The 12,658-nt window shown below is 63.4% G+C and carries 11 protein-coding genes; 5 read left to right on the plus strand and 6 right to left on the minus strand.

Going from position 1 to position 12,658, the window contains the following annotated elements; all coding sequences use genetic code 11:
* Positions 1-74: 74 nt before the first annotated feature.
* Entirely contained in the window at positions 75-518 is a 444-nt protein-coding gene (locus E1956_RS40170) for a cupin domain-containing protein (protein ID WP_134758848.1), read from the minus strand.
* 588 nt (positions 519-1,106) lie between these two features.
* Between E1956_RS40170 and E1956_RS40175 the strand changes: the two genes are divergently transcribed.
* Entirely contained in the window at positions 1,107-2,777 is a 1,671-nt protein-coding gene (locus E1956_RS40175; RefSeq protein WP_134758849.1) for a phospholipase C, read from the plus strand.
* 139 nt (positions 2,778-2,916) lie between these two features.
* Here the strand turns inward: E1956_RS40175 and E1956_RS40180 are convergent, their stop codons facing one another.
* On the minus strand, positions 2,917-3,375 hold the full coding sequence (locus tag E1956_RS40180; protein WP_134758850.1) for a hypothetical protein: 459 nt from the start codon (positions 3,373-3,375) through the stop codon (positions 2,917-2,919).
* 84 nt (positions 3,376-3,459) lie between these two features.
* Positions 3,460-4,905, minus strand: a complete 1,446-nt coding sequence (locus E1956_RS40185) for a DEAD/DEAH box helicase (protein WP_134758851.1) — start codon at positions 4,903-4,905, stop codon at positions 3,460-3,462.
* 295 nt (positions 4,906-5,200) lie between these two features.
* On the opposite strand from E1956_RS40185, the gene E1956_RS40190 reads away from it, so the two are divergent.
* On the plus strand, positions 5,201-5,518 hold the full coding sequence (locus E1956_RS40190) for a DUF4148 domain-containing protein (protein ID WP_134758852.1): 318 nt from the start codon (positions 5,201-5,203) through the stop codon (positions 5,516-5,518).
* Between the two features lie 329 nt (positions 5,519-5,847).
* On the plus strand, positions 5,848-6,108 hold the full coding sequence (locus E1956_RS40195; protein ID WP_134758853.1) for a hypothetical protein: 261 nt from the start codon (positions 5,848-5,850) through the stop codon (positions 6,106-6,108).
* A gap of 93 nt (positions 6,109-6,201) precedes the next feature.
* Here the strand turns inward: E1956_RS40195 and shc are convergent, their stop codons facing one another.
* Positions 6,202-8,280, minus strand: a complete 2,079-nt coding sequence (gene shc / locus E1956_RS40200) for a squalene--hopene cyclase (RefSeq protein ID WP_134758854.1) — start codon at positions 8,278-8,280, stop codon at positions 6,202-6,204.
* Positions 8,281-8,344: 64 nt separating this feature from the next.
* Between shc and E1956_RS40205 the strand changes: the two genes are divergently transcribed.
* Positions 8,345-9,112 carry a TetR/AcrR family transcriptional regulator gene (locus E1956_RS40205; protein ID WP_134758855.1) on the plus strand — a complete coding sequence of 256 codons (768 nt, stop codon included), beginning with the start codon at positions 8,345-8,347 and terminating at the stop codon, positions 9,110-9,112.
* A 191-nt stretch (positions 9,113-9,303) separates the two neighbouring features.
* On the opposite strand, the gene E1956_RS40210 is transcribed toward E1956_RS40205, so the two are convergent.
* Both E1956_RS40210 and E1956_RS40215 read right to left on the minus strand, forming a co-directional pair.
* Positions 9,304-9,540 (minus strand): type II toxin-antitoxin system Phd/YefM family antitoxin, encoded by a 237-nt coding sequence (locus E1956_RS40210; RefSeq protein ID WP_134758856.1) that lies wholly within the window; start codon positions 9,538-9,540, stop codon positions 9,304-9,306.
* Between the two features lie 378 nt (positions 9,541-9,918).
* The gene (locus E1956_RS40215) at positions 9,919-11,475 is read right to left on the minus strand and encodes a long-chain-fatty-acid--CoA ligase (protein WP_134758857.1); all 1,557 of its coding nucleotides are present in this window, start codon (positions 11,473-11,475) and stop codon (positions 9,919-9,921) included.
* Positions 11,476-11,632: 157 nt separating this feature from the next.
* Here E1956_RS40215 and E1956_RS40220 point away from each other — a divergent pair, with 157 nt between their 5' ends.
* The gene (locus E1956_RS40220; protein ID WP_134758858.1) at positions 11,633-12,646 is read left to right on the plus strand and encodes an AraC family transcriptional regulator; all 1,014 of its coding nucleotides are present in this window, start codon (positions 11,633-11,635) and stop codon (positions 12,644-12,646) included.
* Positions 12,647-12,658: the final 12 nt, after the last annotated feature.

The following is a 12,658-nucleotide window of genomic DNA, read 5'->3' on the forward strand; positions in this document are numbered from 1 at the left end:
GGCGGGCCGTGCAGCGTAGTCGTCATCGTTGCCGATACAGGGCAATTCCTTCGCTAGCGGAGAACCCTGCGCGATCACTGAGGTTGCGCGGGCACCAGACCGTACCTGGACATGACCGCGCCAAGCCTGGCGCGATCGGCGCCGTCGCCGGCATTGATGATGGCCGCGACGTCGAGGAAATACTGCGCGCCGATGTCGGGTGAAAGGACAACAAGGGCACGGGCCACCTCATCGTGAGGATTGCTGAACTGATGGACCGATCCCTTGGGGGTGTGCAGCCAGTCGCCTGGCGCCAGATCCCGGATGACGCCATCGACGCCATACCGAAGCACGCCCTCCAGCACATAGACGCATTCTTCGTTGCCTGTGTGGCTATGGGGCGGCGGAACACGCGAGCCCGGCGGGACCGTCAACTCGAATACGCCCATACCGCCGGTTGCGGACCCATCGATCAGATACCGCACGGTCAATAGCCCAAGCTGGATTGGCTCGTTCGAGCCTTTGTTTTCGACAGTCATTGCGGTCTCCCCGACGTGGAAAAATTTGGCAACTGTCGAACCAGTGTAGGTCAGGGACGCCCGGTTAGGGACGCCCGGTTAGGGACGGCCGGTTAGCGACGCCCGGTCAGGGACGCCCGGGTTGCGACACCTCCCGTGACGGTGCGCGCGACTCACCTGAGCTTCCAGAGCCCGAAGACAGCAATCAGCAAACCCAGTCCAAACACACCGCCAATCAACACGTACGTTTCCATTTCGTTTCCTGAATACTGTTGCGCTAATGACGCCCGAGCGCTTGCCGGCGAAGCCCGGCGGCACGCGCATCAGTCAATCGCCGCATACTACCGCCTCCACCTTTCAGGGCCCATGCGTTGCGCGTGACGCGCTGCGCACGCGCCTCCGAATAAAATCGCGCATCATCCGATGACCGATTCATTCGGATGAAAATATTCCGTAAGGAATCTGACGCTCAGCATTCATGCGTCGATGCTCTAATCGCACTGCCGCGTGGCCCCCAAATTTGGCACAAGCACATGATGCGAATCTGATCATCGCCACGCCTCGGCTCCGCGGTTAATCCGGCAAAACGAATTCAACCAGGAGCCCGATATGCAATGGCGTCACGTAGCACTTGGATCGCTCACCGTCGCAGCATTCGCATCGACAGTCGCATGGAGCGCTGGCGACGATCACGACTGGAATCATCCAGACGAAGTTCACACGGCCACGCCGATCAAGCATCTGGTCGTGATCTACGGCGAGAACGTTTCGTTCGATCATTACTTCGGCACCTATCCGCACGCGACCAACCCGTCAGGCGAGCCCGCATTCAACGCGCAGGCGGGCACGCCCGAGGTGAACGGTCTTTCGGGCGCGCTGCTCACCAGCAACCCGAACTTGAATCCGGCCAACGGCGCGGGCGCGTCCAATCCCTTCCGTCTGGACCGCACGCAGGCCGCCACGGCCGACCAGAACCACGCGTACACGCCCGAGCAGGAAGCGTACGACGACGGCAAGGCCGACCTCTTCCCGAAGTACACGGGTAAGGGCACGAGCGGCGGGGCCGGCGCCTTCGGCACCACGGGCCAGGTGATGGGCTATTACGACGGCAACACGGTCACGGCGCTGTGGAACTACGCACAGCGCTTCGCGATGAGCGATAACGCCTACACGGCGACCTACGGACCGTCCACGCCGGGTGCGCTCGAAGTGGTCTCGGGGCAAACCAACGGCATGACGGTTGTGCTGCCGTCGCCGGCGCCTGCGACGCCCGCCTCGTACTACGTGAAAGACGGTCAGGGCGGGTACACGATGATCAACGACGTGGACCCGGGCAACGACCTCTGCTCGAGCAAGACCAACACCTCGATGATGACCGGCAAGAATATCGGCGACCTGCTGAACGCCCGCAACATTACGTGGGGCGGCTTCATGGGCGGCTTCAATCTCGCCACGAAGAACAGCAATGGCACGACCGGGTGCCTGCGCAGCACGGTGTCGCCGGTCGTCGGTGCAGCCACGGCCGACTATATTCCGCACCACAACTGGTTCCAGTACTACGCGTCGACGTCGAATCCGAACCATTTGCGCCCGAGCTCGATCGAGGCGATCGGGCACACGATGGAGCGGCATAGCCACACCCCCGACCCGGCCAATCACGAATACGACGTCGACGACTTCTACGACGCAGTGAGCGCCGGCAATTTCCCGGCCGTGAGCTTCCTGAAGGCCCCGGCCTACCAGGATGGTCACGCAGGCTATTCGGACCCGCTCGACGAGCAGGCTTTCGTCACGAAGGTCGTGAACTTCCTGCAGGAGCAGAAGGACTGGAAGGACACCGCCGTTGTCGTGGCATGGGATGACTCGGATGGCTGGTACGACCACGCTTACGCGCAGCCGACCAGCGCTTCGTTCGACCCGGTTGCCGACCAGCTGAACGGCCCCGGAACCTGCGGCACCGGCTCGGCGCCCAATGGCCTGAGCGGCAAGCCTGTGAACGGCCGCTGCGGTCCGGGCACGCGCATTCCGTTTGTCGTGATCTCGCCGTGGGCGAAGGAGAACTACGTCGACCACACGCAGATCGACCAGGCATCGGTGGTGCGCTTCATCGAAGACAACTGGCTTGATGGGAAGCGTCTGGGTGGCGGTTCGTTCGACGCTACGGCGGGCAGCATCATGGGCATGTTCGATTTCAACCGCCGCGGCGAAGGCCGCTACGAACACAAGCTGTTCCTCGACCCGCAGACGGGCCTGGTTCTCGACAAGGCCCCGAAGAGCTGACGCCAGCGCGCGACAGACCCTTACGGCATGACTAACGTGCGCCCTTGCCCTGCTGCTTAAGCAGCAGGGCAAGGGCGCACGGCTTCATTCGAACGCGCGTTACGTGGCGCAGGGAGTAGATCGGCGCGTCCCGGGTGTCTCAGTGCACCGGTTCGATCTTGAAGTCATCGACCGCCAGGCCAAGGTCCACGCCTTCACCGGTGCCGCTCAACGTCATCGACGTCGTTCCCTTGGTCAGCACCTGGGCAGTACCGCCGTTACCCGCCCCGGCCGAGGCGCCGGCCTGCGCATAGCTGCCGTACACCTCCTTGATGCTGTAGACATGGGTGATATCGCCGTGGCCGCTGACGCGGAATTTGCCGGCCGTCAGGCCGCCGCCGTGCACGCTGATCTTGACGGCGGCCTTTTGCCCGTTGCTGCAAGTGACATGGCCGCGCCCTTCGGCATGCTGATAAATCGCCGACCATCCGGACATGCTGAAGGTCAGACGGCATTTCACCGGCGCGCTGCCTGCCTGAGCCGGAGTGGCGCTCAAGCCCGCCAGGGCGCCCACGCACAGCAACGTGGCGGCGGTCGATACAAGAGTAGGCTTGCTCATAGGGACTCCACGCACATGAAGAGGGGGCGTCCAGTGTAACTGCCATTCGCGGTTTGCCGGCTGAGCGGCGCACAAATCCCCGGATCAGGGTTGGCGTTTGCCGCGGCCACCGGCGGGTTTGCCAGCCGGCTTGCGTGAACCTGCAGCCGGCTTGCCGGCGGGTTTGCTGCGTGGCTTTTGTACGCTGAATGGGCTACCGCTGATCAAGCTTGCGTCTTTACCGGCAGCCACGGCGTGCGGCGCCGCAGGCTTGCGTTTGCTTTCGCCACTTTGCGGGTGCGGTTTTTTGCCGGGCACCTGCACGGCGGCCGGTGCGGCTTGCGGCACTTTGGGCTTCTTGGGCTTTTTCGGTTTCTTGATGATCTGGCCCGTTGCGCTGGTTTCCGGCACGCGGTGTTCGGCTTCGAAACCCGGCTCCTCTTCACGAGGCAGCGTCTGCCGGATCAGCGCTTCAATCGCGGCCAGTTGCGGCGCTTCATCGGCACACACGAGGGACACCGCCACGCCGCTGGCGCCCGCGCGACCGGTTCGGCCAATACGGTGCACATAGTCTTGCGCCACGATCGGCAGATCGACGTTGATCACGAGCGGCAAGTCGTCGATATCCAGCCCACGCGCAGCGACATCGGTGGCGACCAGCATCTGGATCTCGCCCGTCTTGAAGCGCTCCAGCGCACGCAGGCGCGCGGGTTGCGGCTTGTCGCCGTGGATGGTGTCGATCGCATAGCCCGCGTCATCCAGCATGGCCGCCAGGAAATCCACGCCGCTGCGGGTTTTGACGAACACCAGCGCGTGCTTCCACTTGTTTTCAGCCACAAGGTGCATGAAGAGCTCGGGCTTGTTCCGCTTATCCACCGTCACCACCCACTGCTTGATCTTGCTGGCCGTGGCATTGGGCGGGCTGACGCTGATATTGACCGGGCTGCGCAGAATGCTCGCCGCCATGGCGCGGATGTCATCGGTAAACGTGGCGGAGAACAGCAAGGTCTGGCGCTGAGCCGGCAACGCCGCAAAAACGGCGTTGAGCTCGCGCGCAAAGCCCAGGTCCAGCATGCGGTCCGCTTCGTCGAGCACCAGCGTCTGGACTTGATCGAACTGCACGGCGTTCTGGCGATTGAGATCCAGCAATCGGCCCGGCGTGGCAACGAGCACGTCCACGCCCTTGCGCAACTTCATCATCTGCGGGTTGATGCTCACGCCGCCGTAGGCCGCCAGGAAACGCAAGTCGAGACCTTTGCCGTAAGCGACAAAGCTTTGCAGCACTTGTTCAGCCAGTTCACGCGTGGGCACCAGCACCAGAACACGCGCGCGGTTGCTGGACACCGCCGGGCCGTGTTGCACCAGCCGTTGCAACAGCGGCAGCGCAAAGCCCGCCGTTTTGCCCGTGCCGGTCTGCGCGCCAGCCATGACGTCCTTGCCGCTGAGCACCGCAGGAATCGCCTTGGCCTGCACCGGCGTAGGTGTCTGGTAATTGAGCTCCTGCACATTACGCAGCAAGGGATCGATCAGGCCAAGCGAGGCAAAAGACATGGGGCATATTCCGGGCTAAAACCGCAATTCTACCGGTTGCCGCGCTGATTGCACCCCGAGGGGCATGGGTGCCAGCGCGACACGACCCGTGGGCTTCTGCCGATCTACTCACGACTTCATGGATCGAGAACCCATCGGGCGGAACGGCTCACGGAATAGGGCAATCCCCGAGCGCCTTTTAGGACACTTGCCTTATTCATGCGCATTGGGTCGGCGAATACAGTCATCAATGCCGGCGTGCCGCGTTGGAAATTTCAATGCACCACGTGCGTGCAACGCGCAAAAGGAGGTCATCGTGAAATCGGTCATCCTCGCAGTCACCGCCGCATCCGCCCTCGCCGTATCGCTCGCGGCAGTCGCCCAGTCGGACACGCAGGCGCCCATCACACGCGCCCAGGTGCGCGCCGAACTCCAGCAACTCGAGCAGGCTGGCTACACGCCCTCCAGGGGCGAGGACGTCAACTACCCGCAAGACGTTCAGGCAGCAGAAGCGCGCGTGACGGCCCATAACGGCTCAACCGGGTACGGCGGCGTAGTGAGCGGGTCATCGGCATCGGGTTCGCCCGCGACCGCCTCGCCCTCTTCCTCCGAGAGTCAGCTATACGACTACTGAGCACCCCGCCCAATCGTGAAAGACGGGGTCCGTCCGGTTGTTAGCGACCCCGTCACCGGCGGTAATGATGCTGTCAGCCCGCGGGGCTCTCTGGCCCCGCGAGATGTCTCGTTGCTGCGCGATAACCGGGTCGACCACGCTTCCCCAATCTCCACGCGCTCATGCGGGAGAGGTAGCCTGCTACCCAATGAATGTTGAGCGAATGTTGTTCATACGCCGACAACAGTGAGTTGCTCTCCTTACGCTCAATTCTGAGCCATTGCCGACCTACACTGTCTCAACACGATCCGCAAAAAAATGCGCGCGGAACTCTCCCTGGAGACAAGGTTATGAAACTCGTTCAACTCATCGTTGCTGCATCTATTTTGGTCCCGGCGGTGTCTTCGTTCGCCCAATCGACGCCGGTGGCCGTCAATGAAGCCGTAAGGTCGCAAGTCGCTCAAGAAGAGACGACGTACCGGTCTTTGGATGCCAGCGACAAGCAGCAGGCTGCAATCAATAACGCCAATCGGAATGGCGTGCGGAACCGTCAGACAGCGGAAGTCAACTTGGGTCGTTACTCGCTATCCGTCGTCCGTCCGTCGTTTTGAAGTTGCCAATAACTATCACGGCGATAGTTATCACGGATACCGCACAAAAAAACGCCACCCCGAAAGGTGGCGTTTTTCGCACGCGCATGACGCTCAAGCCAGCATAACCGCCTCGTCCGCCTTCACCGCACTCACCCGCGCCCCATCCGCAGCGAGCCTGCGATAACGCGCCAGCGCCCAAAGCGGAAAGTACGCCGTATAGCCGTGATACTTCAGATAGTAGATACGCGGAAAACCCGGCGCATTGTGCGAGCGGTGCCACCAGAAGCCCTCGCTGTCCTGCACCGAAAGCAGATACGCAATCCCGCGCCGCACCGATTCCGACTCATGGTCGCCGAACGCCATCTGCGCGAGCAGCGCCCACGCCGTGAAGTTCGACGTGCTCTCGCCGCCATTCGTGCCCGCGAGGCGCGGGTCGACGTAGCTGTCGTTGGTCTCGCCCCAGCCGCCGTCCGCGTGCTGGCGCGACCTGAGCCAGGCGAGCGCACGCGCGATATACGGCTGCGACGGGTCCTCGCCGGCTAGCGCGAGGCCCGCCAGCACGCTCCACGTCCCGTAGATGTAGTTCGTGCCCCAGCGGCCCCACCAGCTGCCATCGGCCTGCTGGGTCGCCTTGATGTAGTCGATCGTGCGCGCGAGCGCCGCCTTGTCTTCCGCGCGGCCCGTCACGCCGAGGCACAGCAGCACACGGCCCGACACGTCCTCGGTGGGTGGATCGAGCAGCGCGCCGTGGTCCGCGAACGGAATCGCATTCAGATAGAGGCGATCGCAATCCGCATCGAACGCCGCGAAGCCGCCGTTGCGCGACTGCAGTCCGCGCATCCAGTCGAGCGCAAGCGTCACGCGCGCGGCGTACGGGTCCGTGCCCGTGGCGCGCTGGATCGAACGGCCGCGGCGATGCAGCATCGCGGCCACGACCGCGCTGTCGTCGATATCGGGGTAATAAGGGTTCGCATACTGGAACGCCCAGCCGCCCGGCGGCACGTCGGGGCTCACGTTCTCGATCCAGTCGCCCTTGAGGTCGTCCACCTGGCGCGTCGCGAGCCAGTCGTAGGCGCGCGCGATCTTCTGCTGCAGTTCCGCGATGGGCGTCGATGCAACACCCGACGTAGCGACGCCCGACGCATCGACGCCCGACGTAGCGACGCCCGACTGATCGGGCACCGCAACGGCCTGTTCGAGCGCCATCGTGCTCCACGCGGTGTCCCATACCGGCGACAAGCACGGCTGGCAGTACATGCTGCCGTCGGGGCGCTCGACGAGCAGCTTCTCCAGCGCATTCTCGCAATCGCGCCGCAGCGGATGGTTCTCGTGATAGCCGAGCACTTCCATCATCTGGTAGCTGTAGACGATAGGCGGGAAAATGCCGCCCATGCCGTCCTCGCCGTTCATGCGCTCCGCGCACCAGGCTTCTGCGTGCTTCATCGCACGCGCGCGCAAGGCTCGCGGGATCAGCGGCTCGAGGTGGCGAACCGCGCGGTCCAGCGCAAGGAAAAGCTTGCGCACGCCCTTGCCGCGCGGGAAATACTCGCGCTCCTCCTCCGCCGGCGTGACGAACAACTCGGCGATCGACACGTTGTGCGGATTGCGCGCCTGCGCCTTCAGCGAACAGAGCGCGAGCAGCGGCACCATGGTCGTGCGCGCCCAGTAGGCGACCTTGTACATCGAGATTGGCACCCACTTGGGGAACAGCACGAACTCGATGGGCAGGAAGGGGGTCGCGCGCCACGGCACCTGGCCGAAAGTGGCCAGCAGGATGCGCGTGAAGACATTGGACTTCGCCGCCCCGCCGAGCTTCAGGATGGCTTCGCGCGCGCGCACCATATGCGGCGCGCTTTGCGCGTCGCCCGCCGCCTTGAGCGCGAAATAGGCCTTCACGCTCGCCGAGACGTCGGCTGCGCCGTCCACGTAGAGATCCCACGCGCCATGCGTTTCGAGGCGCTGGATCGCACGCAGATAGCGCGCCATTTTCTCCTGACGCACCGTGTCGATCTTGCCCATGAAATGCATCATGAGAATGTATTCGGCGGTGATCGTCGCGTCCGATTCGAGCTCGAAGCACCAGCTCCCGTCGGGCTGTTGCCGGCGCGCGAGCGCATCGCGCCCCCGGACGATGGCGGCGTCGAGCAGCGCCGCCTGTTGCACGTTGGTTGGCAGGTCGGAATTCTTCATGGCGCGAATAATACCATCCAGACGGAATGTTTTGCATCGACGCCCGCGGTGGTAAGATCAAGCCATGAAGAAATCCCCCGTCAAAGCCTCAGCTGGCGCCGCAGGACATGCCCCAGGGGGCGCTGCGAATCCGGCGCGGCAGCCTGCATCCCACGTCGCGCAGGCGCCCGAAGAGGCCCAGCGGCCGGCGGCACCCAGCGCCACGCCCGCCCCGCAGCCGGAGGCAAAATCTGCTGAGGCTCCCGGCACCCCCACTTCGGGCTCGCGCCGCAAGAAAGCGCCGGTGCAAGTGCGCGCCCAGCTGCTGCAAGCCGCCTCCGATATCGCCACCGACCATAGCGTGCAGGCGGTGACGCTCGACGCCGTTGCCGAACGCGCCGGCGTGACCAAGGGCGCGCTCCAGTATCACTTCGCCAACAAGCAAGGACTCCTTGACGCCCTGTTCGATCAGGCGCTCGAGCACTTCGAATCGCAGATCGAAGCGCGGATGGCGGCGGATCGCGAGGACCCGCACGGCGCCAACGCGCGCGCGTATCTGCACGCGACCATCGACGAAACGAATCCTGCCGCGAGCCCCAATGTGCTGCGCGTGCTGGTGGCCGCGATGATGACAGACCCGGAGATACGCGAGCGTTATTCCGCGCCCATGCGCAAATGGACGCGCCCCGATCCGTTGCCGCTCGAACAGGCGGCGCGGCTCATGATCTGCCGGCTCGCGGCCGATGGTCTGTGGATCTCGGATCTGCTCGGGTATCAGGACATGTCGGACGCAATGCGCGATGAGGTCGTGCGGCAGATCGAGCGGATGACGATACTCGATAAGGCATCCTGATCTCCTATTGACGCTTCGTTCCGATCGAGCGGGCAAGCGCGGTTATGCGGGCGGCGATGAGTGGCGTAATCGGTGGCGCGACAGCGTAGAACGAAGGGCGGGACTCGCAGCGATGTACCTACGGGGAGCACGCCATGGCCGCATCGTTCTCGAGCGCGCGCAATAGATACGCGTTTCAGTCAGCACACACGTCAACCGCCGTTGAACGTGTCGACGACCTCGCAAGGTAGTAAGGCGTCAAAGTCATCAGCCATACGAACCTTGCCTCGCAAGCCGCCTATTCGTCGAGACGTTCTTGTCGTCCCCATGGGAACCAGACGGGCAACCGGCTTGCCGCCCTTGGCAATCACAATTTCGCCCCCGCCGGCCGCAACGTCGACCAATCGTGAGAGATGGTCCTGAGCCTCATGAATGTCGACCATTGGCATGGCTACTCCTGTTGAACAGAATCGACGTTCGTACAAATCGCCTCGTTGATTCGAATGTTAAGCGAGCGGCAGCGCCCGCACGGGAGAGACAGTTTAACGCGCGGTTGACTCCGACTGACGATTGTCCAACACGGCGAGCACGGAAAGAAGCCCCCGCAAGTCGCGCGCCATAGCGGTCCGGGTCGCCCTAAAGCGGACCGGCTGATCTAGTGGCTCGGCTGAACCGATGCAATCGCGCTCTCGACGGCGCTTGCCTCTCCGGCTGAACCGCAGCGTGCAGCGCTTCTGGAAATAGCTTATATCTACGCGCCGCGTTTGAGCGTGTCCCGGGCCGGCAGCTTGAAGTACGCGAGCACCCGCACAGCAACCGGCGAAATCTCACGCAATGCAGCGCTTCACGTCTTTCCAGTACGGTTCCCGCAGCCGGTTTTTCAGCACTTTGCCTGCGCCCGAGATGGGCAGATCATCGACGAAGGCCACGCTGACCGGGCATTTGTAACCCGCAATCAGCGTTTTGCAGTGTGCGATGAGCTCCGCGGCCGAGAGCGTCTGACCCGGCGCGAGCACCACCTCCGCGTGCACCGCTTCTCCCCATTGCGCATGTGGAATCGCGATCACCGCGCAGGCAGCCACGGCCCGGTGCTTCAAAATTGCATTCTCGACTTCGGCCGAATAGACGTTCTCTCCGCCGCTGACGATCATGTCCTTCACACGGTCGGCGATGAAAAGATAGCCATCCTCATCAAAATATCCGCCGTCGCCGGTGTAGTACCAGCCATTGCGAATTGCTTCAGCCGTCTGCTCTGGCTTGTTCCAGTAGCCCTGCATCAGCGTATCGCCGCGCACGACGATCTCGCCCACGGTGCCACGGGGAACCTCCTGACCATGCGCGTCCACGATCTTGAGCTCCACGCAGTTGCTGGTACGTCCCGCCGCGGTCAACTTCCCGGCAAGCGGAAGCATCCCGGGCCGGTAATCGGGCGGGTTCACGGTCAGCGGCCCGATCTCGGTCATGCCATAGAGCTGCACGAGCCCGACGCCGGGCAAGACCTTCTGCGTGCGCTCCAGTACGGACTCCGAAACAGGAGAAGCGCCGTAAGCAATCGTTTTCAGGCTGCGCAGGTCATAGCCGTCCTGGATTGCCGGGTGATCGACCACCATCTGGATCATGGTCGGCACCAGCAGCGTGCTGGTTACGCGATGCGCCTCAATGGCCTTGAGCACGGCTTGCGGCTGAAAGCCGGGGATGATCGCATGCGTGTTGCCGACGATCCAGTGAGGCAGCGCGGCGCCGAAATCCGCCACATGGAACATCGGCGCGGCGTGCAGGTACGTTTCGCCGGTTTCGGCCAGCCCCATCGACAGCAGCGACAAGGCAGCGATTCCACTACCGATATGGCTGCGCATGACCCCCTTGGGAAACCCCGTCGTGCCGCCCGTGTAGAAAATGCCCAACAGGTCTTCGCCGCGCCGGGCCGCGTCGTCCACGGGTGCGGTTTCGCGCACCAGCGTTTCGTAGTCGAGCATGCCGGCAGGCGCCTCGCCTTCTCCACAGTAAACGACCTGGCGCAGGCACGCCGCATCGCGCAGCAGTTGTCCCGCGGCGGCAATAAAAGCATCGTCGACCAGCAGGATGGCGGTGCCCGAGTCTTCGAGCGCGTAGACCAGTTCAGGCACCGACCAGCGGGTATTGCACGGATTGAGCACGCCGCCGCCCCAGGGCACCGCCATCTGGTATTCGAGGTAGCGGTCCGAGTTCAGGGCCAGCATGGCCACGCGGTCTCCGTCTCCCATGCCAATGCGCTGGAGCGCCCCGGCGAGGCGCGCTACACGGTCCGCGAACTCACGAAAGGTGCGCTGGCGCGAACCAAAGCACACCGCGACCTTCTCGGGATGCTGCTGCAGCGCGCGATGCAGGTATTGGGTCAAGTACACGTCCGTCTCCACTCATGGGTTTGATCTTTTGCCCGATGTTAGGCCAAAGGGGACACGCGCCACGAGAGCGAAACAGGTCAGATTCTTTGCGCAATACCGCATTGCGTGACGACGGTCCGGATCGACAGACCGCGGCGGATCGGCTCTAATATCCGCCATGCCGACCACGCCCCACACCTTGCCCATCCTGCTCGCCCATCGGACGCTGGCGGGCGCGCGCAAGCATGGCGCCATGTCGGACGAAGCGATCTCTTCGCTGGTCAACGCGGCAGGCATCCCGCCGGTGCTGCTGGCGGAAAGCGGTGCAAGAATCACCGCCAGGCAATATGCGGCGCTTTATGCTCTGCTCATCGAGCAACTCGATGATGAATGCATTGGCTTTCTCTCCCGCCCGCTGCAACGGGGCAGCTTTGCGTTGATCAGCCGCTCCATGCTGAGCGCGCCCTCGCTGGAGCTGGCACTACGGCGTGGGGCGCATACGTTCCGGCTGCTGCAGCACGATCTCGCCATGCACTGCGTCAGGGACGGTGAACTATCCGGATTCGCGCTCGAAGCCAGGCATACGGGGACTGGCAGCGAGGCCTTTCTGCTCGAGATGCTGGCAAGGGTGTTCTGGCAGATGCTGGCCTGGCTGAACCGGGGCCGGCTGCCGATCCGGCGTATCGACTTCAGCTTCGCGCAGCCTGCCTATGCCGCGTCGTATTCCGCAATATTCCCTGCGCCCCTGCAGTTCAATCAGCCCGTTACCGCGGTCTGGTTCGATGCCGCCGCTCTTCAGGCACCCGTGCGTCGGACCGAGGAAGAACTGCGGGCCGCTCTGCGACACGCTCCGGGCAACGTCATCCTGCCCCGGCCCGGTGAGCACGCGTGCAGTGATCGCGTGAAGATCATTCTGAGGCAAAGCGAACCGGACTGGCTCGACCTGGATGCGGTAGCCAAATGCATCCACGTTTCTACGAGCACCTTGCAGCGGCGTCTTGCGCTGGAAGGGACGTCGTTCCAGTCGTTGAAAGACGAATTGCGGCGCGATCTCGCCATCGAGCGACTGGCCACCAGCAAAGTGCCGGTCGCGCAATTGGCGGTCGAATTAGGTTTTGCGGATGCCACGGCATTTAACCGCGCGTTCAAGCTATGGACGGGCAGTACGCCAGGTTCGTATCGACGCCGTTAAAGCGAATGGTCA

It is taken from the genome of Paraburkholderia pallida, from assembly GCF_004524855.1.
GTDB lineage: Bacteria > Pseudomonadota > Gammaproteobacteria > Burkholderiales > Burkholderiaceae > Paraburkholderia > Paraburkholderia oxyphila.